Below are 24277 nucleotides of genomic sequence, written 5' to 3' on the forward strand. Positions count from 1 at the left end.
TCCGTGCGCCTGATATCCGACGTTTTACAGAGGATTGGATCTGAAATTCGTTGTCTGACGCAGCAGGAAACGCGCGTGCAGACACCATCCGGGCGATAAGCTTCGCCTAATAATAAAACAATTATGTTATTGATTTGTTGCAGAATTATTGACCTGATCGAGTATATGCTCAACCAGGTCAGTATTCAACGACTTATTGTTAGGCAGCTAACTATAAAAGTTGCCTTAGTGATTATCCTGGCAGGGAGTGGTGACGCGGACAATATCCATTTGTGCGCTGGCGCATCGCTGCCAGACGTAGCCCGCTATCGCCAGTGCGATAGTGGTCACCATAATCAGCGTAGTCATCAGCAGCGGCTGTTGTAAACCTGCGGAGACCGCCAGACTGGCAAGGAAGCAAAGACCGAGCTGCAGGGTATTCTGCAGCGCCGCGGCTTTACCGGTGGCGTGCGGGAACGGCAGCAGCGCATTCGACACTACGATCGGGTAAATCGCGCCGTTCGCCAGCGCCATGCCGCAAAAGGGCGCAAGCAGGGCGATCAGATTGTGGCTTCCGGTAAGCGCCACGGCGAACAGCGTCGCCACGCTCAGGCTGTAGAGCGCCAGCAGCAAGGGGAGAAGCTGCGCGCCGGCAAAGCGGTTGAGCAGGGCGCGGCAGCCAAATCCGCCCAGCAGGAAGGCGATAGTTTGCGGGATATAGCTCAGGCCGATATCCGCCGGCGTCAGGCCCGCATCGGCGAGAATAAAGGGCGAGCCGGTCAGCCAGGCGAAAAAGCTGGCGGAGCAGGCGGCATAGATCAATACGTTGCCGCCATAGACGCCAGAGCGCAGCAGCGAGAAAAAGCCCGGCTGATCGCTCGCCTCTTTCACCGTTGGGCGGCTGGCGGGCAGGCGCAGCGTCACCAGCATCAGCGCCACGCCGGTCAGCGTCAGCACCAGAAAGATCGAACGCCAGTGAAAGTGGCTTATCAGCCAGGCGCCAAGCAGCGGCGCCAGCGCGGGCGAAAGCGCCACCAGCGGCATAATGGTGGCGAACACCTTATTGGCGCGCGCGCGCGGATAGCGATCCACCACCAGCGCCTGCCAGCTTACCGCCGCAGCGCAGACGCCGATTGCCTGAATAAAGCGCAGCGCCAGCATCAGCACCGCATTTTCCACCCACAGCATGCCGGCGCAGCCGAGCGCGAACAGCCCCAGCCCCATCAGCAGAACCGGTTTGCGGCCGATGCGGTCGGAAAGCGGGCCCCAGAAAAGCTGACCGATGGCGAAACCCGCCAGGAACAGACTCATACTGGCGCTGATAATGCCGGGCGAGGTATTGAAGCTGATCTGCATCGCGCCGAAGGCGGGCAGATACATATCGGTCGCCAGAAAGCCCAGCATGCTGAGCAGGGCGAGGTAGGGCATAAATCCTTTTGATGACAGCATGGTTTTTTATCTCATATTTTGTCAGGCAGGTTAAACGCGGCAAAGTGTAAAAGGGTGCGCCTGCCGCTGTGAAACGTTAATATTTGCAGAGTGCTGTGAAAATTTTTGAAAGGAAAAAGCATGTGGTCCGAATATGCGCTTGAAGTGGTAGACGCCGTGGCGCGCACCGGCAGTTTTAGCGCTGCCGCGCAGGAGTTGCATCGCGTGCCCTCTGCCGTCAGCTATACGGTGCGCCAGCTGGAAACCTGGCTGGCGGTGCCGCTGTTCGAACGGCAGCATCGCGACGTGGCGTTGACCGCCGCTGGCGAGCATTTCGTACGCGAAGGCCGCGAGGTTATCAAAAAAATGCTCGCCACCCGCAGACAGTGCCAGCAGCTGGCGAACGGCTGGCGCGGGCAGCTCAGCATCGCGGTCGATCGCATCGTGAAGCTGCCGCGCAGCCGCCAGCTGGTGACCGACTTCTATCGTCACTTTCCCGATATGGAGCTGCACATCAGCTATGAGGTGTTTAACGGCGTCTGGGACGCGCTGGCCGACGGACGCGTCGACGTGGCGATCGGCGCCACCCAGGCTATCCCGGTCGGCGGGCGCTTTTCCTTTCGCGATATGGGCGCGCTGAACTGGCGCTGCGTCGTGGCGCGCCATCACCCGCTGACGCAGCAGCCGCAGCTCGACGACGACGCGCTGCGCGGCTGGCCGTCGCTGGTGCTGGAGGATACCTCGCGCGCGCTGCCGCGCCGCATGACCTGGACGCTGGATAATCAGCGGCGACTGGTGGTGCCGGACTGGCAGGCGGGGCTGGCATGCGTGCTGGACGGCTTATGCGTGGCGATGATGCCGGGCCATCTGGCGCGTCCGCTGCTGGATAAAGGCGAGCTGGCGGAGCTGACGCTGCCCGCGCCCTTTCCGGAAAGTCCCTGCTGCGTGAGCTGGTCGGAGGCGCGCGCATCGCCGGCGCTTAGCTGGCTGCTCAGCTATCTCGGCGATGCGCACACGCTCAATCAGGAGTGGTTAAGCGAGGATTAACGGCGGTAGTCGCGGAACGGGCCGTCGCCGACCGAGCGGCGCTCAATCAGCGTGGGATGCACTTCGATGGTCTGCGACACTTCGCGTTTGCTGGTGATGCGATCGAGCAGCATCTCCAGCGCCTTCTCGCCCAGCTGGGCTTTAGGCTGATGCACGGTGGTCAGCGCCGGAGTGAAGTAGCGCGCGTTGCGCACGTTGTCATAGCCGATTACCGAAATATCCTGCGGCACGCGCAGTCCCATCTCGTCGGCGGCGCAGATCGCGCCCATCGCCATAATATCGCCGCCGCAGAAGATCGCCGTCGGGCGCTGCTTCTGCTGCAGGATCTGCTGCATCGCCTGATAGCCCGATTCCGGCTCGAAATCGCCCTGTACGATCCACTCGGGACGCACCGCGATACCCGCTTCCTCCAGCGCTTGCAAAAAGCCCGCATGGCGCCCGCCGCCGGTGTTGCGCTCCAGCTGGCCGGGAATGGCGCCGATATCGCGATGGCCGCGTTCAATCAGATAGCGTCCCGCCAGATAGCCGCCCTGGAAGGCGTTATCGAGCACGGTGTCGGTAAAATCGCCGCGCGATTCGCCCCAGTCCATAACCACCATCGGAATATTGCGGTTCTCTTCCAGCATCTTCAGCAGATCGTCCGGATACTCGGAGCACATCACCAGCAGGCCGTCGACGCGCTTCTGCGCCATCATTGACAGATAGGCGCGCTGCTTCTGCAGATCGTTGTGGGCGTTGCCGAGAATTAAGGTGTAGCCCCGCTCGAAGCAGTGGTGCTCGACCGCTTCGATAATTTCCGCAAAATAGGGCGCTTCGCTGGAGGTGGCAAGCAGCCCTAGCGTTTTGGTGTGATTGACCTTCAGGCTGCGCGCCACGGCGCTGGGCGAATAGTGTAATTCCTGAATCGCCTGCCAGACGGCGTTGCGCGTCTCTTCCGCAACGAAGCGCGTTTTATTGATCACGTGGGAAACGGTGGTGGTGGAAACACCCGCGCGCTTCGCGACATCTTTGATTGTTGCCATTAAAAAGAGACTCCAGAACTTATCAATAAGCCACTGATAAGCATAATGTTAAACGTTTGCGTCCGCTAAGAGAGTTTTCTGTTAATTCGCTACAGTTTTTGTCGGTGAAATACTCACTGGGCAGGACAAAACAGGGGCTGTTGCGTGCGAACGGCACGGGCGTCGCGTCAGTTGCGCAACAAAGCCGGGGATTCTAACAAGGCTTGCGGGATAAAACGAGATTTTTACCGGCAACTATGGGAAAATTGCACAAGACCCTGACAATTGTGTGGATAAGGAGAGGTAATGAGCACTGATTTAAAACTGGCATTAATGACCACCGGCGCGGCGCTGCTGATGATTGTGACCTTTAGCTTTACCGCCGTCATGCACTAACAGGCAGTGATAAAAAAACCGGGATAATCCCGGTTTTTTTATGGCGTTTAGCGAATGGTTTTCGGCGTCATCACCCGGCGCGCGCCGATATAGTGACGCTGCCAGTAATCATCCGAGAGTCCGCTAATCTGAATATCTTTTCCGGTGCGCGGCGACTGAATGAATTTGCCGTTGCCGAGGTAAACCCCAACGTGGTCGGCGGTGCCGCGGCCGTTGATACGAAAGAAGACCAGATCGCCTTTCTCCAGCGACTCGCGCTTCACCGGCGCAGCGTCGCGCAGGTGGTACATTTCGTTAGCGGTGCGCGGGATTCTGAATTTTACCAAATCTTTATAGGCGTACCAGACGAGGCCGCTGCAGTCGAAACCGGTATGCGGCGAGGTCCCGCCCCACTGATAGGGCTTGCCTAACTGGCCCATCAGCTTGGTCATCGCCGTTTCGCGCGCTTTCTGGTAGCGCAGGCGATGGGACTTGCTCATTTTGATGGTGGGCGTGCCGTCGGTATCCAGCAGCGGGAGAGCAGCGGCTTTTGCGGTGCTCAGCGTGCGCTGGCGGCCATAGCGTTTGCGAGAAGATTTAAGGGTTTTTTTCGTGTCGGCGGCGGAAGGGGAAAGCTTAGCCGTTTCAATTTTCTTCTGCTTTTTCAGTTTGAGTTTTTGCGCAGTAGAAGGGCGCGTTTTTTTAGCGCTGATTTTAACCGGTCGCCGTTTGCGGCGCTCATCTTCGCGCGCGCTTTTTTTCTCCGCCTTGTGCAGGCTGGCGTTAACCGGCGCTTGCGGCGAGGCCGAAGCGATGTTCATGAACAGCTGCGCGAAAGCTAATATAAAGAGCGTAATCAGTAATCGCATAGTCCGGTTACAGGGTTAGCGGTTACGACAACAGGCCGTAACGAGGTTAGAAAAATCTGATCGGAGATCAGCGCCGGGGCCATTCTAAGCCAGGTTTTTTTCAAAAGTTAAGCCATTTTTCTATTAAACTGTTACAGGGTTGCATCTGACGCATAAATGAGCAATTTCAGCAGTTTATAGCAGCAAAGTTATTACCAGTTATGAACAGCTTAAGTTTTGATTATCGTCAGAAAAAGTCAGATCTTTACTAAAGAACTTAACAAACATGGCGGTTTCGCCTGGCAAGCGAGAAATTGTCGTTTTCAGGGACGGGGCGAAGTCGCTACAATAAACAAACACGAAGTAGGGAATTAAGGAAGGCAATTATGAGTACTGTAGAAAAAATTCAGCGCCAGATCGCAGAAAACCCGGTCCTGCTGTATATGAAAGGCTCGCCGAAACTGCCAAGCTGCGGTTTCTCTGCGCAGGCGGTGCAGGCGCTCTCTGCCTGCGGTGAGCGCTTTGCTTACGTGGATATTCTGCAGAACCCTGATATTCGCGCCGAGCTGCCGAAATACGCCAACTGGCCGACCTTCCCGCAGCTGTGGGTAGACGGCGAGCTGGTCGGCGGCTGCGATATTATCGTGGAAATGTTCCAGCGCGGCGAACTGCAGTCGCTGATTAAAGAGACGGCGGAAAAGCACAAAGAAGCGGAATAAAAGAAGCGCAATAAAAAAGGCCGACGCAAGTCGGCCTTTTTTTTACGCCTGCTCCGGCGCCGCTTCCGCGTCGTCGTCGCTCGCCGCCATCGGCAGCGGCCAGCCGCCCAGCCGTTTCCAGCGGTTTACCAGCTCGCAGAACAGCGTCGCCGTCTGCTCGGTATCGTAGAGCGCAGAGTGCGCCTGGGTGCTGTCAAAATCCATGCCTGCCGCTTTACAGGCTTTCGCCAGCACCGTCTGCCCCAGCACCAGCCCGCTCAGCGCGGCGGTGTCGAAGGTGGCGAACGGATGGAAGGGGTTGCGCTTCAGCCCAGCGCGCCCGGCGGCGGCCATCATAAAATTGAGATCGAAGGTCGCGTTGTGCGCCACCATGATGGCGCGATTACAGTGGTGATCCTTGATGCCTTTGCGCACCATCTTAAAGATGGCGTGCAGCGCCTCATATTCGCTAATCGCGCCGCGCAGCGGGTTGCTGGGATCGATGCCGGTAAACGCCAGCGCCTCTGGATGAAGCAGCGCGCCTTCGAAAGGCTCGACGTGGAAATGCAGCGTCTGGTCGCGATGCAGCCAGCCGTCTTCGTCCATTTTCAGCGTGGTGGCGGCGATCTCCAGCAGCGCATCGGTCTGCGCGTTAAAGCCTGCGGTCTCGACATCGATCACCACAGGATAGAAACCTCGGAAACGTTGATTCAGCGCGTTCAGGGAGTTCGTTTCAGACATCAGCATCTCATAGCAGAAAATAGGCAGCGCGCATTATGGCAAAAAAAAGAGGAGGGTGCAGCAGAAGGGAAAGCTTCAGCCTGCCGCAGCGCGCAGACTGAAGCGGCAAACTTAGTTGCCCAAGCCGTGACCGGCATGTTTATTTTCGATCAGCTCGATCTTGTAGCCGTCTGGATCTTCGACGAAGGCGATAATGGTCGAACCGCCTTTCACCGGACCCGCTTCGCGCGTGACCTTGCCGCCCGCGTTGCGGATGCGGTCGCAGGTCGCTGCCACGTCGTCCACGCCCAGCGCGATATGGCCGTAGGCGTTGCCGAGATCGTAGCTGTCCACGCCCCAGTTGTAGGTCAGCTCGATGACTGCGCCTTCGCTCTCTTCGGTATAGCCCACGAATGCCAGCGTATATTTATACTCCGTGTTTTCGCTCTGACGCAGCACGCGCATGCCGAGAACGCGGGTGTAGAAGTCGATGGAACGTTGCAGATCGCCAACGCGCAGCATGGTGTGAAGTAAACGCATAACTTCCTCTTTTATTAAATCGTCATCTTCTGATGACTCAAACGCTAAGTATAGCGGTGAAAATAGCAAAAAACGCACGCTGGCGTAACCGTTGTCACGCCAGCGTCGCGCTTAAAGCGTCGGGTAGTCGGTATAGCCTTCCGCGCCGCCGCCGTAGAAGCTCTCCGGGCGCTGCGGGTTGAGCGGGGCGTCCTGCTGCAGACGCGCCACCAGATCAGGGCTGGCGATAAAGTCGCGGCCAAAGGCCACGGCGTCGATCAGGCCGCGCGCAATCAGGTCGTCCGCTTTCTCCACGGTATAGGCGCCCGCGCCGATAATCACGCCGGGGAAGAGCGCGCGCACTTTTTCACGGAAGGCGTCGCTGTAGGGCTTGCCGCCCGCCCAGTCCGGCTCGGAGAGGTGCAGATAGGCGATATTACGTTTCGCCAGCTCGCCGATATACCACAGCGCGGCTTTCTCTTCTTCAGGGCCATTATCCAGGTTCTGGAAGCTGCCAATGGGCGAAACGCGAATGCCGACGCGATCGGCGGACCAGTTGGCGATGGCGGCGTCGACCACTTCCAGCGCGAAGCGGCCGCGTTTTTCAATGCTGCCGCCATATTCGTCGGTGCGACGGTTGGAGTCTGGCGCCAGGAACTGATGCATCAGATAGCCGTGCGCCGAATGCAGCTCCAGCAGATCGAAATCCGCCTCGCGCGCGTTGGCGGCCGCCTGGCCGAAGTCGGCCACAATCTGTTTGATCTCGGCGACGGTGAGCTCGCGCGGCGTCGAGGTCTCTTCGCGATAGACGCTGCCGTCTTCCGCGCGCAGCGAGGTACGCGTGCCGGCGGCGATGGCGGAGGGCGCGACAGGCGCTTTGCCTTCCGGCTGCACGCTGTTATGCGAAATACGGCCGGTATGCCACAACTGAACGGCGCTGTGACCGCCCGCCTCGTGAATGCCTGCGTTAATCGCTTTCCAGGCGGCAATCTGCGGCTGGGTATGCAGACCCGGCGCGCCGGCGTAGCCTTTCGCCTGGAAGGAGACCTGCGTCGCCTCGGTGATGATCAGCCCGGCGCTGGCGCGCTGACGATAATATTCGCCCATCAGCGGCGTCGGGATGTCGCCTGGCTCGATGCTGCGCAGACGCGTCAGCGGCGCCATAAATACGCGGTTCGGTACGGTAATCGCACCCACTTTAAGCGGGCTAAACAGCTGGGTACTTGCCATAACAACTCCTGTAGTAGACCGGTCTGCTATAAAACGGCGTTTTTAAAATCAGTGGGTTTGTAGCCACTGTTCGAGAGTGCTCAAAGCGAGGCGCAGCGGCTGCGGCTCGCGGGACAGCTTGCTCTGCAGGCTGGCGCCCAGCCACAGAATATAGATCACTTCCGCCATCTCGCGCGGCGCGTAGGGCAGCTTCATCATCTCTTGCCGCAGCGCCGCTTCCAGCGTTTGCGTATAAGCCGCGATAATGCGGCTGGCGCCGCGCTGCAGGGCGTCGCGCATCGGCTCTGAGAGATCGCAGACTTCCGCGGAGAGCTTCACCGCCAGGCAGCCGACGATATGTCCCTGTTCGCTGAACAGCTGCTCGGCCTGGCGAAAGTGCGCCAGCAGACGCTCGCGCGGCGTGCCTTCGCCGTGCTGCAGCCGCGCCTCCACCTGCTGGTGCAGATGGAGAAAGTAGCGCTCCAGCAGCGCCACGCCAAACGCCTCTTTCGATCGGAAATAGTAATAGAAAGAGCCTTTCGGCACCTCGGCCAGCGTCAGCAGCTCGCTGAGTCCCATTCCGGTGAAACCGCGCTGCACACAGAGCTGCTCGCCGGTGGCGAGCAGATGTTCACGGGTTTCGGTGCGTTGCAGCGTCTTGTTCATGGCGCTTAAGGTAGTAGACCGATCGGTCGGATGCAACCGCTAGCCCGCCTTACGGCACGTTCTGATCATGTCGAGCTGCGGCTGGTACTCGCTGGTCTGCACGTTGAACATCCCCAGTAGCGTATGGAAGAGGTTGTCCTGCGATACCTCCGCCGTTGGCGCCTGCTGGCGCAGGCAGGCCTGACTGATGCCGTAGGTTTTGGCGTAATCGTCCGACATCCACAGCAGCAGGGGGATATGCGTCTGCTGAGACGGCGCAAACAGATAGGGCGCACCGTGCAGATACATGCCGTGCTCGCCGAGCGATTCGCCGTGATCGGAGAGATAAACCAGCGCCACGTTAAAGCGGTCGCTCAACCCCTTCAGCATATCGATGGTGCGGGCGATCATATCGTCGCTGTAAAGCAGCGTATTGTCGTAGGTATTCATCAGCGCCTGATGGTCGCAGTCCTGAATCTGGTTGCTGTCGCAGGTCGGCGTAAACTGGCGGAACTGCGGCGGATAGCGACGATAATAGGCGGGGCCGTGGCTGCCCATCTGATGCAGCACAATAATGCCGTCGTTATTCAGGCTATGGGTATAGTTATCCAGCCGGTGCAGCAGCACGTCGTCGAGGCAAGATCCCTCCTGGCACCAGGCGTTCAGCTTCCACAGCGTCATATCGGTATGCGGCACGCGATCGCAGGCGCCTTTGCAGCCGCCGTCGTTTTCGCGCCACAGCACGCTGACGCCCGCATGGCCGAGGATATCCAGCACGCCGTCCTGATGATGCGCCAGATTAGCGTCGTAGTGAGCGCGCGGCATATTTGAGAACATGCAGGGCACGGAGATGGCGGTTTCCGTGCCGCATGAGGTCGCCTGCGGATAGTAAATGACATTCTGCTTTTTCAGCTGCGGGTTAGTCTCGCGCGCGTAACCGCCCAGCGAAAAGTTTTCCGCGCGCGCGGTTTCGCCGACGACCAGCACCACCAGCGTTTTTTTCTGCTCCGCCGCGATGATGGGGCCTTTGCGCGCGTCCTGGCCGATATGCACCCAGGCCTGGCTGCCTCTCATCCAGCGATTATTAACGTAGTGACCGGCGCCGCTGACGATGTTGGCCGGGGTGATCATTTTGACCAGCCCTTTGTTATTGCGGATCAGCGAGGCGTAATCCTTATAAAAAAGCAGCGCCATCAGGAGGATAATGCCCAGCGACGCCGCCATAAACAGCGCGCGCCACGCAAGATTCATCCACCAGCATTCGCGGCGTTTGAAGCGCGTCAGGAGTATAATAATGGTCGGCGCCACGCCCATCAGCAGCAGCCAGATAACGGCGTTACGGCTGAGCAGGGCGGTGGACTCCTGTAGATCGGTTTCAAAGACGTTCTGCACCATATTGGTATCGATAACGGTGCCGAAGCTAAACATAACGTAGTTTGCCGCCGCGCTCGTCAGGATCAGCACCGCCAGCAGCGGCTTGCGCAGGTAAGGCCAGGCGACCAGGTTAAAGATCAGGCCGAACGCCGCCGTCAGCACAAGAGGCAGGCTGGCGGCAAAAAAATAGTCGTGCAGAGATGTATAAGGAATGCGCTCCCAGGCGCGGAACAGAAATAAACCGTTCAAGACCAGCGCGAAAAACAGGGAAACCGCCAAATTAAAGCTATTTTCGTGACAGCGTAACTTTTTCAACTGCATGAGTATCCAGTAAAAAACAAATGATCGCCAAAAGAGAATAAAGGTAATAACTTGGGAAAACCTTAACAAAGGCTCAACACTATGCGCGGAATTATCTGTTTAGCCAAACTAATTAGTTACATTTAGTGACGAGAGGCGCGCGCCGCCGCGGGAAAGGCTCGTGCCTTGAGCTATCTTTAAAAGAGATAATCAGCGATGTGGAGAGCCTGTGGCGGAGCAACTTGAATTTTTCCCGGTACCCAGTCCCTGTCGCGGCATCTGCCAGGTGGATGCGCGCGGCTACTGCCTCGGCTGCCTGCGCAGCCGGGAAGAGCGCTTCAACTGGATGAAATTCAGCGACGCGCAGAAGCGCGACGTATTGCGCCTGTGCCATCAGCGCCGCCTGCGTCTGCTGCGCCAGCAGAAACCGGAAGACGATGCCGAACCGCAGCAGCCATCCCTGTTCTGAGCGCTTTTCGTTATACTCCCTGACACTGACTGAAAGAGCAAACACAGGGATATTACTATGCTACAAGCGCAACAGATCTCGCCGCAGGGCCCCGCTTTCTCTCCGCTGATCATGGGTTACTGGCGCCTGATGGAGTGGGGAATGACCCCGCAACAGCGCGTCAGCTTTATCGAACATCATCTCTCATTAGGCATCACCACGGTCGATCACGCCGATATCTATGGCGACTACCGCTGCGAAGCCGCCTTTGGCGAGGCGCTGAAGCTGTCGCCCGGCTTGCGCGATCGCCTGCAGATCGTCACCAAATGCGGCATCGCCACGCGCGCGAAGCCGGAACATCGCATTGGACACTACATCACCGACAAAGCCCATATCGTGCAGAGCGCGGAAAACTCGCTGCGTCATTTCGCCACCGACCGGCTCGACCTGCTGCTGATCCATCGTCCCGATCCGCTGATGAACGCCGATGCGGTGGCCGAGGCGTTTCTGGCGCTGCATCAGAGCGGTAAAGTGCTGCATTTCGGCGTGTCGAACTTCACGCCGTCGCAGTTCATGCTGCTGCAGTCGCGTCTGCCCTTTACGCTGACCACCAATCAGGTGGAGATCTCGCCGATTCAGCAAAACGTACTGCTGGACGGCACCCTCGATCAGTGTCAGCAGCTGCGCCTGCGGCCAATGGCGTGGTCCTGCCTGGGCGGCGGCGAGCTATTTCAGGATCCGCACTATCAGCCGCTGCGCGACGAACTGGAGCAGGTGCGCCTCGAAACCGGCGCCGCCAGCCTGGCGCAGGTGGTCTACGCCTGGGTGCTGGCGCTGCCGAGTCAGCCGCTGCCGATCATCGGCTCCGGCAATCCTGAACGCGTCAGCGAAGCGGTGGCGGCGCTTGGGGTTACGCTGGATCGCCAGCAGTGGTTCCGCATCCGCAAAGCGGCGCTGGGTTACGATGTGCCCTGAAGCGTAAAGCTGTGTCAAACAGCGGCGCAGATTGGAAATTGCGGCCAGGCTTATCACACCCTGTGGGAGATAAGAGGCAAGCGATAATGAAAAAATCGGTCTTAGCATGTCTGTTCGCAATAAGCGGCGCCCTGGCCAGCAACGCGCTGGCGCAAGAGGTCACACTGCATAAAGTGAGCGCCGAGGGCGTCGGCGAGGCGATTGGCACGGTCGATATCGAGCAGACGAAATATGGTCTGCTGTTTACGCCGAAGCTGAACGGCCTGACGCCCGGCGTGCACGGCTTTCATGTTCACGCCAACGGCAGCTGCGAACCCGGCGTCTCTGAAGGCAAAACGGTAGCGGCGGGCGCGGCGGGCGGCCATCTCGATCCGCAAAAAACCGGCAAGCACCTCGGTCCTTACGGCGAGGGTCACCTCGGCGATCTGCCGGCGATTTACGTCGATGAAAAGGGCAATGCCGACTATTCAGTGCTGGCACCGCGGCTGAAATCCCTGGATGAGATCAAGGGCAAAGCGTTGATGGTGCATATTGGCGGCGATAACCACGCCGATCATCCAGAGCCGCTTGGCGGCGGCGGCGGGCGCTACGCCTGCGGCGTAATCTAATGGTTGATTCACCGACGGCTCCTTATGGAGCCGTTTTATTATCGTTTAGTTTAGTTTCCGGCTATGTTCTCCTGATGATTTACCGCCTATGATACTGATTCTGGACACTTTCATCTGGTGCGGTCAAAGGAGAAAATGGAATGAAGAAAACGGGCGCACTGCTGCTCTGTCTGCTGCTGGCGGGCTGCGATCAACCTAATGAAACCCAGCTCAGGATTGAAGCAGGACGTCAGCTTCAGCGCACCATCGACGCCAGCCCGGCACGCGCGGAGTGCGAGTCCATCGCGAAAGGACGCGAGTGGCTGAGCCGCAGCACGCGCAAACGGCTTGAAGAGAAGGGCTGTCAGTATATCTTGCGCAGCGCTACCGAAACCAACTTCGAGCAAACGGCAATCTACCGCACCAGCATGACCATGGTGTGCGGCAGCATTATCGGCAAGAGCTTTACCGGCAGCGAAATTCGACGGCGTTTTATCTACTCGCCGGAAGAGCGCGAGCTGGTGATTGAGCCGATGTCCGCCAACGATAAAACCCGTTTCGAGCAGCGTAAGACCCTGGCGCAGCTGCAGGCCGATTTCGAACGTCAGCAGCTGCAGTACTGCAAATAGCTATTCCGGCACCGCCTGCTTCAGCTGCGCCAGCGAACAGCGCAGCCGCCATAAAATACCCGCCAGCGTATTCGCCTCCGTATCGCCCTCCGCCACCAGCTGGCGGATCGTCTCCTCCAGCGTCGTCAGGGTCTGATCGAGCGAGCTGTGCCGCACGCCGCGCGCGCTGATGATGCGCTGTAAATCCTGCAGGCTCGCCTCGCGCATCTGCGCCAGCGCGGTTGACGCAGGCTGCCAGTCGCGCAGCTGCCAGACAATATGCGAACAGTTGAGCAGCACGACGCCCCAGCGCAGCAGCCAGACGCGCGCCTGCTCGTCGTGGCTGCTGCTCAGCTGGCTGATACGATGATAGATCTGCGATTCAAAGCGGCTTTCGCTCAGGCGCGGACGGCGGCGCAACTGGTCGAGAAACGCCATGCGCAGTGCGCGGATATGACGGCGGCTGCGGCGCGCGTCGGAGCTGGGGCGCAGGATCTGAAACGCCAGCCAGGCGAGCATCACGCCGCACACTTTGGCGATATTGTCGTTGAGGAAATCGGCGTAATCCCAGTTCGGCGGGTTGGTGACCGCGATAAACGAGCCCATAAAGACAATAAACTGGCCCCAGAGCGCGGCGCGCTGCTTTTGCTGTAGCTTAAACAGCTGCAGCGTCAGCAGCAGCGGGAACAGAAACAGCAGAAACTGCCACAGCTGGGAGATCTGCACCATCAGGCCGAACTTCATCACAAAGCTGAACAGCGACAGCCAGAGCAGGGTTTTCAGCAGCAGCGTGACGCTGCCGCTGGGCGAAGGCGCAGACGAGTAGAGCACGCAGGCGATGGCGGTCAGGGTCAGCGCCGCCGCGCCGGCCGACCACTGCGTCGTGATCCAGAAGGCGCAGCCCGCCACGACGGCGCAAAAGGTGCGCAGCGCGCTCCAGCCCGCTTCGGCGCTGTCGCTCTCCCGCGCCAGCGCGGGCACCGGCGGCGGCTGAAAGCGGGTATCGGCGTCGGCGCGGGCCAGCAGGCGGATCCAGCGGCTGACGTTGAGGTACATCCAGCAGAAGTAGCGCAGGCGCTGGCAAAAGGCGCGCTGGCGGTAATCGCCGTCGGCGGCGGGGGTAACGCTGCGCAGGATCTGCGCCAGCCGGTACTTGTCGCACTGCGCGCTCGCCAGCTCCTGCATCAGGGCGTCGATAGCGTCGTAGAGGGGCTGCGGCGCATCGGGCCAGTTAAGCAGCATGCGGCGCAGGCTGGAGAGCACGCTGGTCAGGCGCAGCTGCTGGTGCAGCACGTAGTTGAGCACGTTGTTCTGACGGCGAAAGCGGTAGTGGCTCCAGAACGCCTGAATGCGCAGCAGGTTCATGGTGAGAATCTGGCTGATCACCGCTTCATGGGCGGCGCGCACCTGATCGACCTCGGTAGGCTGCAGCAGCAGCCCGGCGTGCTCCAGCAGGCGGCCATGCATCTTCTGCAGCGAGGCGATCAGCGCCTCGCCGTCCGAGGTGCTCGGCAGCACCATCATCATAAACCCGGCGCACAGAATGCCTGAAATCACCTCGCAGACGCGCGCCTGCGTCAGATTCCAGAGATCCGTCGCATCGGTCAGGTCGACGCTGCTGAAAACGATAATCGCCGCGGTGTAGCCCGCCAGCGAAAAGGCGTAGGCCACGTTGTTCTGATAGTGGTTGGCGATGCCGGTGCAGAACGCCAGCCAGCCGGCGATAAAAAAGGTGAACAGCCAGGGTTCGTTAAGGGTATGGCCGGCGATCAGCAGCGCGGCGCCTGCGCCCATCAGACTGCCGACGATGCGGCCGAGGCTTTTGCTTATCGCGCCGCCGACGGTGGGAAAGCTGATCACCGCCGCCGAGGTCATCGCCCAGTAGGGCTCATCCAGGTCGAGCGCATAGGCGATGCTGAGCGCCAGACACATTGCGATGGCGTTGCGTAGCGCGTAGCGCCACTGACCGGCGTCTGCCTTCACCCAGGGGAGCTGGTCCCACGCCAGCCAGTGCAGATTCATCGCGCGCTCACGGCTGAATGGCGATAGAGCAGGTAGTGCCCGCCACTAGCGGCACATTATCCGGTATCTGCGCCAGGCGAATGCGCACCGGCACGCGCTGCGCCAGCCGCACCCAGGGTACGTTCGGCTTGATATCGGGCACCAGGCCGCTGTCGCTGTCGATACTCTGGTCGTAGATGGCGCGGCCGATGCTTTCTACCTCGCCCTGCAGGCGCGCGCCATTGCTGTAGAGCACAATCTGCGCCGACGCGCCGGGACGGATATGGCGCAGCTTGGTCTCTTCGAAATAGCCCATCACGTAATAAGAGCGGCTGTCGACCAGCGCGAAGAGCGGCGTGCCCGCCGTGGCGTAGTCGCCGACGCGCAGCGTCAGGTTGCTGATCCAGCCGTCGGTCGGCGCCGTCACGGTGGTCTGCTGCAGGTTCCAGCGCGCCTGATCCAGCGCGGCCTGCGCCGCTTTGGCGCTGGCCGCCATTGACGCGGCGTTCAGCTGCGCGGCGTCGAGATCTTCTGCCGAAATCACGTTGCGCGGCAGACTGGCGCGGCGTCTCGCTTCATGCTGCGCCTTCGCCAGGTCGGCCTGCGCCTTCGCCAGCTGCGCTTCGGCGTTATCCAGCGCAATCTGCCAGGGCACGGTGTCCAGCGTCAGCAGCGTCTGGCCCTGATGCACAAACTGATTATCCTTCACCGCCAGCGAGACAATGCGCGCCGAGATCTGAGGAGTAACCTGCGCCAGCTCGGCGCGGATTTTGCCGTCGCGCGTCCAGGGCGACTGCATGTAGTAGTTCCACATCCACCAGCCCGCCAGCAGGGCGGCCGCGAAGACGATCAGCGTGGAAAAATATTTCACTGCATTGAATTTCATGTTGAGTATCCCTGTCCCAGCAGAAAAAGCGCGGCGGCGACGCAAAGTACGAAAAGAGAGAGATCCAGCAGCGTCGGATGCCAGATATCCCCCGAATAGATCCAGCCGCGCAGCAGCGGATGAAGAATAAGCCAGAAGAAGAAGCCGAGCAGGACCGCTTTAAACAGCGGTGGAAAAAACAGCGAGGCGCCGAACACCAGGTCGGTCAGGGGTCCCGCCGCATGAAAGGGAAAAATAGCCACGCATCATCCTTCTGATATCACCCTGGCACCGGTCTCAAAAAGCGTAGATGAACCGCTGGGGCTTCGCCCGGGGTTTGTAATTTGTCCTTTAAACTCGCAGAATAGTGTAAAATCTGGCTTGATAGCTAGCAAGCTAATTATAAGGAGATGAAATGGATACGCCCCTTGGAACGGATTTGTCTCGCCTGGTGCGCATCTGGCGCGCGTTGATCGATCAGCGACTGAAGCCGCTTGAGCTGACGCAGACGCACTGGGTCACGCTGCACAACATTCATCAGCTGCCGCCGGAACAGTCGCAGATTCAGCTGGCGAAGGCCATCGGCATTGAGCAGCCGTCGCTGGTGCGCACGCTGGATCAGCTGGAAGAGAAAGGATTGATTACCCGCTCGACCTGTGCGAACGATCGCCGCGCGAAGCGCATCAAGCTGACGCGTCAGGCGGAGCCGATTATCGAACAGGTTGAGAGCGTGATCGACGCGACGCGCGACGATATTCTCGCTGGCATCAGCCGCGAAGAGATCAACCAGATGGTGACCCTTATCGCCCGTCTGGAGAAAAACATTCTCGAGCTGCAGCATCGGGAAAAATAAAAAAACCGACGCCGCGGCGTCGGTTTTTTTTGGCTAAGGCGATCAGCGCGGCGACACGGTGATCTGGCTACCGTTGGACGCCAGCGCGACGCGCTGCCCGACAGAGTAGCGGCTGGCCGCCTGCTTCTGCACCACCATGATGGTATTGCCGTCATCCTTACGGATTTCCAGCTCGACGCCGTCGGTTTTATTCACTGCCCCCTGAATGCCCTGGCCTGCCAGGCCGCCGGCGATCGCGCCGCCTGCGGTGGCCAGGCTGCGTCCGGTGCCGCCGCCGATGGTATTGCCGAGGAAACCGCCCAGCACCGCGCCGCCGATAGCGCCGATCACGTTGTTGTCATCGCCGCCCTGAATCTTAACTGGACGGACCGAGACCAGCGTGCCGTAAGACACGCTCTGAACCTGTTTGGCCTCACTGGCACTGTAGGTATCGCCTGACAGAGTACTGGTATTTGTGCAGCCAGCCAGCGTAATGCCAGCCAGTGCGACAGCAACGAAACGCTTGATCATTTGTAACTCCTTTCTTAAGCAATGCGCCATGTGTATCGCGAAATCCTGCAAACAGTATAAGACACAAAGCAAATTAATCTTAGTCTGAGTAAAACATGGTGAAGCCAAGCATAGACTATTGGCGATCAACAAAAATTCAACCAGGCGAGAAAAAAAGTTGCGCAATGTTATTTGTTGCATAAAGTCGGGGAAAACATCAGGTAATCGTCGAATCGGGCGCAAGAATTTGCCAGACTGAAGGGCGTTGAATCGCACTTCCGCCACCCAGTAAGGACCAGGAATGAAATCAGGACGTTATATCGGCGTTATGTCAGGCACCAGCCTGGACGGCGTGGACGTGGTGCTGGCCGCCATCGATGAGCATATGGTGGCGCAGCAGGCGAGCTACTGTCATCCGATGCCGGGCGAGCTGCGTCAGCAGATCCTGGCGGTGAGCCAGGGCCAGCAGCTGACGCTTTCGCAACTCGGCCAGCTCGATACGCGCCTTGGCCGACTGTTCGCCGACGCGGTCAATACTCTGATGCGGCGCGAGGCGCTGGAGCCGAGCGATATTGTCGCTATCGGCTGTCACGGGCAGACCGTCTGGCACGAACCGCAAAGCGACGCGCCGAACACGCTGCAAATCGGCGATAATAATCAGATTGTCGCCGCCACCGGCATCACCGTGGTCGGCGACTTCCGCCGCCGCGATATGGCGCTGGGCGGGCAGGGTGCGCCGCTGGTGCCCGCGTTTCATCAGGCGCTGCTGATGGATGCGGTCGAGCGCCGTATGGTGCTCAATATTGGCGGCATCGCCAATCTTTCGCTGCTGATCCCCGGCCAGCCGGTGCGCGGCTTCGACACCGGCCCCGGCAATATGCTGATCGACGCGTGGATCTGGCGTCACCAGGGCAAGCCTTTCGACCAGGACGCCAGCTGGGCGCGCGGCGGCAGCGTGGTGCCCGCGCTGCTGGAGCAGATGTTGCGCGATCCCTGGTTCGCGCTGCCGCCGCCGAAAAGTACCGGGCGCGAATATTTCAATCTGGGCTGGGTTGAGCGTCAGCTGCAAACTTTCCCGGGCCTGGCGCCGCAGGACGTGCAGGCGACGCTGACCGAGCTGAGCGCCGTCACCATCGCCGATCAGGTGCAGCTCAACGACGGCTGCGACCGGCTGCTGGTGTGCGGCGGCGGCGGCCGCAATCCGCTGCTGATGGCGCGCCTCGCCGCGCTGCTGGCGGGAACCGAAGTGACCACCACCGACGCCGCAGGCATTCGCGGCGACGATATGGAGGCGCTGGCGTTTGCCTGGCTTGCCAGCCGCACGCTCTCCGGTTTACCCGGCAATCTGCCCGCCGTGACCGGCGCGGCGGCAAAAAGCGTGCTCGGCGCTATCTATCCGGCTAATCCGCTCTACTGACAGTAAGGAGAATCACGATGAAACAGGGGTTAACGCTTGCCGCCGCGCTGCTGCTGAGCGGCTGCGGACTGCTGCACAAACAGGCTGAAGCGCCGCAAACGCTGCACTACCGCTGCGGCACCCTGCCGCTGACCGTCACGCTCGACAACGCCAGCGAGCAGGTCAGCTTTATCATGGACGGTCAGCCGTTAACGCTGAAGCGGGCGATCTCCGCCTCAGGCGCGCGCTACAGCGACGGAAAATATGTATTCTGGAGCAAAGGCGAAACCGCCTTTATCGAACGCGACGATAAAATCGTCGTTAACGACTGTGAATTGCAGCCTGCCAGCCAGCCTGTTCATTTCGAGTAACCCGTATGAGCACGAATTTCACTCTGCAAGATATCGCCAGCCTGCGCCGCGAATATACGCGCGGCGGGCTGCGGCGCAAGGATCTGCCGGACCAGCCGCTGGCGCTGTTTGAAACCTGGCTGCGGCAGGCGTGCGAGGCGCAGCTGCCCGATCCCACCGCCATGACCGTGGCGACGGTGGACGATCAAGGACAGCCTTACCAGCGCATCGTGCTGCTCAAGCACTATGACGACAGCGGCCTGGTGTTCTATACCAACCTCGGCAGCCGCAAGGCGCAGCAGCTGGCCAACAATCCGCGCATTTCGCTGCACTTTCCCTGGCACTTTCTGGAGCGCCAGGTGATGGTGCTCGGCGACGTCGAGAAGCTGTCGCCGCTGGAGGTGTTGAAATATTTCCATAGCCGCCCGCGCGACAGCCAAATCGGCGCCTGGGTATCGCGTCAGTCGAGCCGGATATCGGCGCGCGGCGTGCTGGAGGGAAAATTCCTCGAGCTGAAGCAGAAGTTTCAGCAGGGCGAGGTGCCGCTGCCGAGCTTCTGGGGCGGATACCGCGTCAAATTTCACACCATGGAGTTCTGGCAGGGCGGCGAACATCGCCTGCATGACCGTTTCCTCTACCAGCGCGACGACAACGGCTGGAAAATCGACCGCTTAGCCCCGTAAAACAGCGTTTTTCTCCTCTCTCAGCGCTGGCACAGAAGTCGCCAGCGCTTTATGCTATAGCCCTCTTTTTTGTCTTCCGCACTCAGCGGAAAGCTGTGTACCAGCATAGGTGCAGTCTGATCAATTTGGAGTCAGTAATGACCAGCAGTAACCTGATACAACAATTGCAGGAACGAGGCTTAATCGCCCAGGTAACGGACGAAGAAGCGTTAGCAGAGCGACTGGCGCAAGGGCCGATTGCCCTCTATTGCGGCTTCGATCCGACCGCTGACAGCTTGCATTTGGGCCATCTGGTGCCGCTGCTCTGCCTGAAACGTTTTCAGGATGCCGGACACAAACCGGTCGCACTGGTGGGCGGTGCCACCGGTCTGATCGGCGATCCCAGCTTTAAAGCAGCAGAACGTAAACTCAACACCAGCGAAACCGTCGGCGAGTGGGTGGAGAAGATCCGCCGTCAGGTGGCGCCTTTCCTCGATTTCGACTGCGGCGACAACAGCGCTATCGCCGCCAACAACTACGACTGGTTCGGCGGCATGAACGTGCTGACCTTCCTGCGCGATATCGGCAAACACTTCTCTGTGAATCAGATGATTAACAAAGAAGCGGTCAAACAGCGCCTGAACCGCGACGATCAGGGGATCTCTTTTACCGAGTTCTCCTACAATCTGCTGCAGGGCTACGACTTCGCCGAGCTTAACAAACGCCACGGCGTGTCATTGCAGATTGGCGGCTCCGATCAGTGGGGCAACATCACCTCCGGCATCGACCTGACGCGTCGTCTTTATCAGAACCAGGTCTTCGGCCTGACGGTGCCGCTGATCACCAAATCGGACGGTACCAAGTTCGGCAAAACCGAAGGCGGCGCGGTGTGGCTCGATGCGAAGAAAACCAGCCCCTATAAGTTCTACCAGTTCTGGATCAATACCGCGGACGCCGACGTCTACCGCTTCCTGAAGTTCTTCACCTTCCTCAGCCTTGACGAGATCAACGCGCTGGAAGAGGAAGACAAAAACAGCGGCAAAGCGCCGCGCGCGCAGTACGTGCTCGCCGAGAGCGTCACGCGCCTGGTGCACGGCGAAGCGGGCCTGGCGGCGGCGAAGCGCATTACCGAGAGCCTTTTCTCCGGCGCGCTGAGCGACATGACCGAGGCGGACTTCGAACAGCTGGCGCAGGACGGCATGCCGACCGTGCAGCTGGGTGCGGAAGACGATCTGCAGCAGGCGCTGGTGAATGCCGAGCTGGTGCCGTCACGCGGCCAGGCGCGCACCATGATTAGCTCCAACGCCGTTGCCATCAACGGTGAAAAGCAGTCAGACGCGGAGTACCGCTTCAGCGAGAGCGATAAGCTGTTTGGCCGCTACACGCTGCTGCGTCGCGGGAAAAAACACTACTGCCTGATCGTCTGGCAGTAAGCGTTCAGGGCCGGTTTCCGGCCCTTTTTTATGGCAGGCAAGGGCAAGGCAGTTCAGAACATAATGAAAAATATTCTCGCAATTCAGTCGCATGTGGTATTCGGCCACGCCGGTAACGCCGCCGCCGAATTTCCGATGCGGCGCATGGGGGCTAACGTCTGGCCGCTCAACACCGTACAGTTCTCTAACCACACGCAGTACGGCCACTGGACGGGCACGGTCATGCCCGCGACGCACCTGACGGAGATCGTCAAAGGCATCAGCGATATCGACCGGCTGAAAACCTGCGACGCGGTGCTGAGCGGCTATCTGGGCTCGGCTGAACAGGGCGAACAGATCCTCGAGATCGTGCGCATGGTGAAAGCTGCCAACCCGGACGCCTGGTTCTTTTGCGATCCGGTGATGGGACATCCTGAAAAAGGGTGCATCGTGGCGCCTGGCGTGGCGGAGTATCACTGCAAATACGCCATGCCCGCCAGCGACATTATCGCGCCGAATCTGCTGGAGCTGGAGATGCTCAGCGAGCGCAGCGTCACCAGCGTAGAAGAGGCGACCGCGGCGGCACGCGCGCTGATTGCGCAGGGCCCGCGCGTGGTGCTGGTGAAACATCTGGCGCGCGCCGGGCGTCGCAGCGATCGCTTCGAGATGCTGCTGGTCACGGCGGAAGAGGCCTGGCATATTAGCCGTCCGCTGGTGGATTTTGGCGTGCGCCAGCCGGTTGGCGTCGGCGACCTCACCAGCGGCCTGCTGCTGGTCAATCTGCTGCACGGCAAGGATCTGAAGCAGGCGCTGGAGCACGTTACCGCCGCCGTGTACGAAGTGATGCTGACGACGCACGCTATGGGCGAATATGAGCTGCAGCTGGTAGCGGCGCAGGACGCTATCGCCCAGCCGACCCAGCACTTCGCCGCCGAAGCGCTGTAAACCTGCGGGGCCGATATCGTATCGGCCCCGCTCGTCAGGCGGCGCCTTCCGCCTTCAGCGCCGCCTGCACCGCAGGCCGCTGCGACGTTCGCTGAAACCAGGCGTCCAGCGCCGACAACCCTTCCAGCTCCAGCTTTAGCGCATGCGCCCAGCGCACCATCACGTAAAGATAGGCATCCGCCACGCTGAAGCGCAGCCCCATTAACCACTGCTTGTCCTGCAGCGCCTTGTCGACGAAGCGGAACTGCTGCTCCAGCCGGGCGCGCAGCAGGGGCTTGTAGCTGTCGGGCGTATCGGACTTAAACAGGGGCGTGAAGGTTTTATGCAGTTCGCTGCTGATAAAGCTGAGCCACTCCAGCGTGTGGTAGCGCGTCAGGCTGCCGACCGGTGCCAGCAGCTGGCGATCGGGCTTCAGATCCGCCAAATACTGCACAATCGCCACGCCTTCGGTCAGGAGAGTGCCGTCATCCAGCTCCAGCGCCGGCACCTGGCCTTTTGGATTGATTTGCCAGTAATCTTCGCTGCATTCGGTGACTTTTTTCATCAGATCGACATTAACCTGCGTGAAGTCGAGCCCACACTCACGCAGCACGATATGCGGCGAAAGCGAGCAGGCGCCAGCCTTACAGAACAGTTTCATCACGGACCTCCGGATTGCGACAGGATCATTGCAGCTTAATGCCTCGTCGCCGAATTGCCAGTGACCGCGATCATGGGTTGCCCCTGGTCCGGAAAAGGATAAAAAAAAGCCGGGCGCATGGCCCGGCTGCATGTCACCTGAACGATCAGGCCTGCGCTTTTTTCAGCTCCGCCTGCGGCGTCTGCGCCATGCGGTTCAGCAGCGGCGCGGTCAGCAGCATCAGCACGGCGATCACGCCGGTGACGATGCCAATCTGCTGGAAGACGCTGCTGTAGACGTTCAGCGAGGCGAGCGGATCGGTCACGTTCTCCGGCACGGCCATCAGGCCCGCCACTTTACCGGCGATCATCGCCGCGCCAGCGGTGGTGAGGAACCAGGAGCCCATGATAAAGCCCATCAGACGCTGCGGCACCAGCTGCGCCACCATCGCCAGACCGAGACCGGAGATCATCAGCTCGCCGATGCTCTGCAGCGCATAGCTAAGGATCAGCCAGTTAACGGAGACGATACCAGCATCCGAGGCGAACTTCGCGCCCAGCGGCAGCACCAGGAAGGCGGCCGAGCAGAGCACCATGCCGATAGCGAACTTAAACGGCATCGGCAGACGGTCGCCCAGCTTGTTGTAGACCGCCGCCAGCAGCGGGCTCGCCAGCATAATCCAGAACGGGTTGAGCGCCTGGAACTGCTCGGGTTCGAAGGTAATACCCAGAATGGTGTGTTCGACGTTGCGAATCGCAAAGAAGTTAAGCGAGGTCGGCATCTGCATATAGAGCACGAAGAAGACAATCGCTTCGACCATCAGCAGAAACGCCACGATCATTTTGCGCCGCGCCGCGCCGTGCAGCGAGAAAGCCTCTTTGGCGAAGATCAGGATAATGCCCAGCGCGACCACGCCCAGGGTAATGCGCGCGATAGTCTGGTTATGCAGCAGCCAGGTGGCGATAGCTACCAGCACCACAACGCCTACCAGCGTCATCAGCAGCTTGCTGACGTTAAGCGGCGCGAAGTCCGGCTTCGAGCCGTAGTTTTTCACCAGGCCTTTGCAGAACAGGAAGTTGAGCAGGGTGATCACCAGACCGACAACCGAGAGGGAAAAGGCTACGCTCCAGCCATATTTCGCCGCCAGCCAGGGAGTCAGCATCATTGAGAAGAGCGAGCCGACGTTGATTGACATGTAGAACATGGTGAAGGCGCCGTCGAGACGCGGATCATCTTTCTCGTAGCAGGTAGAGAGCAGCGAAGAGGGGTTCGCTTTAAACAGCCCGCTGCCTACCGCGATGGTCGCCATGCCGACATAGACCATGCCGACGTCGTGGCCGGAGAAGGCCACCAGCGCGTAACCCAGCGCCAGCACGATGACGCCCAGCACGATAACGCGCTTGGTGCCCAGCACTTTATCGCCCAGCCAGCCGCCGATAGCCACCAGGCCATAAACCAGCGCGCTAAAAGAGGCGAACAGAGTAATAGAAGCCGCTTCCGACATGCCCAGCTGTTTAACCAGGTAAACAGCCATGATGGCCTGCAGGCCGTAGAAACCGAAGCGCTCCCACAACTCAATCGAGAAGATCAGGTAGAAGGCCTTCGGCTGTTTGAACGCATTGAGGCTAACGGCCTCATCAGTGTGTTTGTTTGCAGTTGACACGTGTACCTCAGTTTTTCGCGTACCCTGTTTTACGACAGGAAATAAGTCCGCGTCATGTCAGGATTCCATGCGCGACATTGTTATTAGTAGGGAAAAGCGGCGCCTAATGTGGCTGATAACGCGCATCAGGGCAAGAATTTTTTGAATGCTGGAAAGCCTGGTGTGTGTAAGGTTTAAAAACCGATCTGACTTTGTTAAATGGGTTTTAATTTCAGCAGAGATAATTCTACCAGAATAAACGTTTGTTTTTCACGGTCAGAG

27 protein-coding genes are annotated in these 24277 nt (G+C 59.6%); 13 read left to right on the forward strand and 14 right to left on the reverse strand.

Features of this window, described 5'->3' with window-relative positions:
* Window positions 1-225: 225 nt before the first annotated feature.
* Entirely contained in the window at window positions 226-1428 is a 1203-nt protein-coding gene (gene punC, locus B3229_RS12795) for a purine nucleoside transporter PunC (RefSeq protein WP_286871263.1), read from the reverse strand.
* A gap of 120 nt (window positions 1429-1548) precedes the next feature.
* On the opposite strand from punC, the gene punR reads away from it, so the two are divergent.
* Window positions 1549-2454, forward strand: coding sequence for a DNA-binding transcriptional activator PunR (punR, locus tag B3229_RS12800; protein ID WP_286871265.1), 906 nt, complete (start codon window positions 1549-1551; stop codon window positions 2452-2454).
* Here the strand turns inward: punR and purR are convergent.
* Complete coding sequence (gene purR / locus B3229_RS12805; RefSeq protein ID WP_033747455.1) at window positions 2451-3476, reverse strand: HTH-type transcriptional repressor PurR; 1026 nt, start codon at window positions 3474-3476, stop codon at window positions 2451-2453. The genes punR and purR overlap by 4 nt on opposite strands.
* Before the next feature lie 285 nt (window positions 3477-3761).
* On the opposite strand from purR, the gene B3229_RS12810 reads away from it, so the two are divergent.
* Entirely contained in the window at window positions 3762-3851 is a 90-nt protein-coding gene (locus tag B3229_RS12810) for a YnhF family membrane protein (RefSeq protein WP_286871268.1), read from the forward strand.
* Window positions 3852-3898: 47 nt separating this feature from the next.
* Here B3229_RS12810 and B3229_RS12815 read toward each other — a convergent pair whose 3' ends face one another.
* Window positions 3899-4699 (reverse strand): C40 family peptidase, encoded by an 801-nt coding sequence (locus B3229_RS12815; protein ID WP_286871270.1) that lies wholly within the window; start codon window positions 4697-4699, stop codon window positions 3899-3901.
* Between the two features lie 362 nt (window positions 4700-5061).
* Between B3229_RS12815 and B3229_RS12820 the strand changes: the two genes are divergently transcribed.
* Window positions 5062-5397, forward strand: a complete 336-nt coding sequence (locus B3229_RS12820; RefSeq protein ID WP_179256429.1) for a Grx4 family monothiol glutaredoxin — start codon at window positions 5062-5064, stop codon at window positions 5395-5397.
* A 42-nt stretch (window positions 5398-5439) separates the two neighbouring features.
* Here the strand turns inward: B3229_RS12820 and rnt are convergent, their stop codons facing one another.
* The 5 genes from rnt to eptA all read right to left on the reverse strand — a co-directional run bounded on the left by rnt (window position 5440) and on the right by eptA (window position 10164).
* Entirely contained in the window at window positions 5440-6117 is a 678-nt protein-coding gene (gene rnt, locus B3229_RS12825; RefSeq protein ID WP_048784638.1) for a ribonuclease T, read from the reverse strand.
* Between the two features lie 111 nt (window positions 6118-6228).
* Window positions 6229-6636 (reverse strand): lactoylglutathione lyase, encoded by a 408-nt coding sequence (gene gloA, locus B3229_RS12830; protein ID WP_033747448.1) that lies wholly within the window; start codon window positions 6634-6636, stop codon window positions 6229-6231.
* 111 nt (window positions 6637-6747) lie between these two features.
* On the reverse strand, window positions 6748-7845 hold the full coding sequence (locus B3229_RS12835) for an alkene reductase (protein ID WP_286871272.1): 1098 nt from the start codon (window positions 7843-7845) through the stop codon (window positions 6748-6750).
* 48 nt (window positions 7846-7893) lie between these two features.
* Window positions 7894-8490, reverse strand: coding sequence for a TetR/AcrR family transcriptional regulator (locus B3229_RS12840; protein WP_286871274.1), 597 nt, complete (start codon window positions 8488-8490; stop codon window positions 7894-7896).
* A 39-nt stretch (window positions 8491-8529) separates the two neighbouring features.
* A complete protein-coding gene (gene eptA, locus B3229_RS12845) occupies window positions 8530-10164 on the reverse strand; it encodes a phosphoethanolamine transferase EptA (RefSeq protein ID WP_286871276.1) in 1635 nt (544 codons plus the stop codon).
* 208 nt (window positions 10165-10372) lie between these two features.
* Between eptA and B3229_RS12850 the strand changes: the two genes are divergently transcribed.
* The 4 genes from B3229_RS12850 (at window position 10373) to B3229_RS12865 (ending at window position 12782) form a co-directional block, all read left to right on the forward strand.
* Entirely contained in the window at window positions 10373-10612 is a 240-nt protein-coding gene (locus B3229_RS12850) for a DUF1289 domain-containing protein (RefSeq protein WP_033747441.1), read from the forward strand.
* A gap of 57 nt (window positions 10613-10669) precedes the next feature.
* Window positions 10670-11566: an aldo/keto reductase gene (locus tag B3229_RS12855; RefSeq protein ID WP_286871279.1), complete on the forward strand. Its 897-nt coding sequence runs from the start codon at window positions 10670-10672 to the stop codon at window positions 11564-11566.
* Window positions 11567-11652: 86 nt separating this feature from the next.
* Window positions 11653-12174 carry a superoxide dismutase [Cu-Zn] SodC gene (gene sodC, locus B3229_RS12860; RefSeq protein WP_286871281.1) on the forward strand — a complete coding sequence of 174 codons (522 nt, stop codon included), beginning with the start codon at window positions 11653-11655 and terminating at the stop codon, window positions 12172-12174.
* 140 nt (window positions 12175-12314) lie between these two features.
* A complete protein-coding gene (locus B3229_RS12865) occupies window positions 12315-12782 on the forward strand; it encodes a hypothetical protein (protein WP_286871283.1) in 468 nt (155 codons plus the stop codon).
* Here B3229_RS12865 and B3229_RS12870 read toward each other — a convergent pair whose 3' ends face one another.
* From B3229_RS12870 to B3229_RS12880, 3 genes are read right to left on the reverse strand one after another with little or no spacing between them, the layout of a single operon-like run.
* Window positions 12783-14783, reverse strand: a complete 2001-nt coding sequence (locus B3229_RS12870; protein WP_286871285.1) for an FUSC family protein — start codon at window positions 14781-14783, stop codon at window positions 12783-12785.
* A 7-nt stretch (window positions 14784-14790) separates the two neighbouring features.
* Window positions 14791-15648, reverse strand: a complete 858-nt coding sequence (locus B3229_RS12875) for an HlyD family secretion protein (protein WP_286871287.1) — start codon at window positions 15646-15648, stop codon at window positions 14791-14793.
* Window positions 15645-15890, reverse strand: a complete 246-nt coding sequence (locus tag B3229_RS12880) for a DUF1656 domain-containing protein (protein ID WP_033747427.1) — start codon at window positions 15888-15890, stop codon at window positions 15645-15647. Before B3229_RS12880 ends, B3229_RS12875 begins: the two co-directional genes overlap by 4 nt.
* A gap of 152 nt (window positions 15891-16042) precedes the next feature.
* On the opposite strand from B3229_RS12880, the gene slyA reads away from it, so the two are divergent.
* Window positions 16043-16480, forward strand: coding sequence for a transcriptional regulator SlyA (slyA, locus tag B3229_RS12885; RefSeq protein ID WP_033747426.1), 438 nt, complete (start codon window positions 16043-16045; stop codon window positions 16478-16480).
* A gap of 42 nt (window positions 16481-16522) precedes the next feature.
* Here the strand turns inward: slyA and B3229_RS12890 are convergent, their stop codons facing one another.
* Window positions 16523-16990, reverse strand: a complete 468-nt coding sequence (locus tag B3229_RS12890; RefSeq protein ID WP_286871291.1) for a glycine zipper 2TM domain-containing protein — start codon at window positions 16988-16990, stop codon at window positions 16523-16525.
* Between the two features lie 280 nt (window positions 16991-17270).
* Here B3229_RS12890 and anmK point away from each other — a divergent pair, with 280 nt between their 5' ends.
* The 5 genes from anmK to pdxY all read left to right on the forward strand — a co-directional run bounded on the left by anmK (window position 17271) and on the right by pdxY (window position 21734).
* The gene (anmK, locus tag B3229_RS12895) at window positions 17271-18386 is read left to right on the forward strand and encodes an anhydro-N-acetylmuramic acid kinase (protein ID WP_048784636.1); all 1116 of its coding nucleotides are present in this window, start codon (window positions 17271-17273) and stop codon (window positions 18384-18386) included.
* A 17-nt stretch (window positions 18387-18403) separates the two neighbouring features.
* On the forward strand, window positions 18404-18736 hold the full coding sequence (locus tag B3229_RS12900; protein WP_048784637.1) for an MliC family protein: 333 nt from the start codon (window positions 18404-18406) through the stop codon (window positions 18734-18736).
* A 5-nt stretch (window positions 18737-18741) separates the two neighbouring features.
* Entirely contained in the window at window positions 18742-19398 is a 657-nt protein-coding gene (gene pdxH / locus B3229_RS12905) for a pyridoxamine 5'-phosphate oxidase (protein WP_033747417.1), read from the forward strand.
* A 137-nt stretch (window positions 19399-19535) separates the two neighbouring features.
* Window positions 19536-20810, forward strand: coding sequence for a tyrosine--tRNA ligase (tyrS, locus tag B3229_RS12910; protein ID WP_286871294.1), 1275 nt, complete (start codon window positions 19536-19538; stop codon window positions 20808-20810).
* Between the two features lie 63 nt (window positions 20811-20873).
* Window positions 20874-21734 (forward strand): pyridoxal kinase PdxY, encoded by an 861-nt coding sequence (gene pdxY, locus B3229_RS12915; RefSeq protein WP_048781192.1) that lies wholly within the window; start codon window positions 20874-20876, stop codon window positions 21732-21734.
* Between the two features lie 34 nt (window positions 21735-21768).
* Here pdxY and gstA read toward each other — a convergent pair whose 3' ends face one another.
* Window positions 21769-22374, reverse strand: a complete 606-nt coding sequence (gstA, locus tag B3229_RS12920; RefSeq protein ID WP_048781191.1) for a glutathione transferase GstA — start codon at window positions 22372-22374, stop codon at window positions 21769-21771.
* A 145-nt stretch (window positions 22375-22519) separates the two neighbouring features.
* Window positions 22520-24016: a dipeptide/tripeptide permease DtpA gene (dtpA, locus tag B3229_RS12925; protein WP_286871298.1), complete on the reverse strand. Its 1497-nt coding sequence runs from the start codon at window positions 24014-24016 to the stop codon at window positions 22520-22522.
* Between the last annotated feature and the right edge of the window lie 261 nt (window positions 24017-24277).

The organism is Pantoea sp. UBA5035, from assembly GCF_002415245.1.
Taxonomy (GTDB): Bacteria; Pseudomonadota; Gammaproteobacteria; order Enterobacterales; family Enterobacteriaceae; genus Pantoea; species Pantoea septica.

Excerpts from the sequence above, each read along its gene's own strand:
- punC (WP_286871263.1), bottom strand. The coding sequence starts at position 1,428 with ATGCTGTCATCAAAAGGATTTATGCCCTACCTCGCCCTGCTCAGCATG.
- punR (WP_286871265.1), top strand. The coding sequence starts at position 1,549 with ATGTGGTCCGAATATGCGCTTGAAGTGGTAGACGCCGTGGCGCGCACC.
- purR (WP_033747455.1), bottom strand. The coding sequence starts at position 3,476 with ATGGCAACAATCAAAGATGTCGCGAAGCGCGCGGGTGTTTCCACCACC.
- B3229_RS12810 (WP_286871268.1), top strand. The coding sequence starts at position 3,762 with ATGAGCACTGATTTAAAACTGGCATTAATGACCACCGGCGCGGCGCTG.
- B3229_RS12815 (WP_286871270.1), bottom strand. The coding sequence starts at position 4,699 with ATGCGATTACTGATTACGCTCTTTATATTAGCTTTCGCGCAGCTGTTC.
- rnt (WP_048784638.1), bottom strand. The coding sequence starts at position 6,117 with ATGTCTGAAACGAACTCCCTGAACGCGCTGAATCAACGTTTCCGAGGT.
- gloA (WP_033747448.1), bottom strand. The coding sequence starts at position 6,636 with ATGCGTTTACTTCACACCATGCTGCGCGTTGGCGATCTGCAACGTTCC.
- B3229_RS12835 (WP_286871272.1), bottom strand. The coding sequence starts at position 7,845 with ATGGCAAGTACCCAGCTGTTTAGCCCGCTTAAAGTGGGTGCGATTACC.
- B3229_RS12840 (WP_286871274.1), bottom strand. The coding sequence starts at position 8,490 with ATGAACAAGACGCTGCAACGCACCGAAACCCGTGAACATCTGCTCGCC.
- eptA (WP_286871276.1), bottom strand. The coding sequence starts at position 10,164 with ATGCAGTTGAAAAAGTTACGCTGTCACGAAAATAGCTTTAATTTGGCG.
- B3229_RS12855 (WP_286871279.1), top strand. The coding sequence starts at position 10,670 with ATGCTACAAGCGCAACAGATCTCGCCGCAGGGCCCCGCTTTCTCTCCG.
- sodC (WP_286871281.1), top strand. The coding sequence starts at position 11,653 with ATGAAAAAATCGGTCTTAGCATGTCTGTTCGCAATAAGCGGCGCCCTG.
- B3229_RS12865 (WP_286871283.1), top strand. The coding sequence starts at position 12,315 with ATGAAGAAAACGGGCGCACTGCTGCTCTGTCTGCTGCTGGCGGGCTGC.
- B3229_RS12870 (WP_286871285.1), bottom strand. The coding sequence starts at position 14,783 with ATGAATCTGCACTGGCTGGCGTGGGACCAGCTCCCCTGGGTGAAGGCA.
- B3229_RS12875 (WP_286871287.1), bottom strand. The coding sequence starts at position 15,648 with ATGAAATTCAATGCAGTGAAATATTTTTCCACGCTGATCGTCTTCGCG.
- slyA (WP_033747426.1), top strand. The coding sequence starts at position 16,043 with ATGGATACGCCCCTTGGAACGGATTTGTCTCGCCTGGTGCGCATCTGG.
- B3229_RS12890 (WP_286871291.1), bottom strand. The coding sequence starts at position 16,990 with ATGATCAAGCGTTTCGTTGCTGTCGCACTGGCTGGCATTACGCTGGCT.
- anmK (WP_048784636.1), top strand. The coding sequence starts at position 17,271 with ATGAAATCAGGACGTTATATCGGCGTTATGTCAGGCACCAGCCTGGAC.
- B3229_RS12900 (WP_048784637.1), top strand. The coding sequence starts at position 18,404 with ATGAAACAGGGGTTAACGCTTGCCGCCGCGCTGCTGCTGAGCGGCTGC.
- pdxH (WP_033747417.1), top strand. The coding sequence starts at position 18,742 with ATGAGCACGAATTTCACTCTGCAAGATATCGCCAGCCTGCGCCGCGAA.
- tyrS (WP_286871294.1), top strand. The coding sequence starts at position 19,536 with ATGACCAGCAGTAACCTGATACAACAATTGCAGGAACGAGGCTTAATC.
- pdxY (WP_048781192.1), top strand. The coding sequence starts at position 20,874 with ATGAAAAATATTCTCGCAATTCAGTCGCATGTGGTATTCGGCCACGCC.
- gstA (WP_048781191.1), bottom strand. The coding sequence starts at position 22,374 with ATGAAACTGTTCTGTAAGGCTGGCGCCTGCTCGCTTTCGCCGCATATC.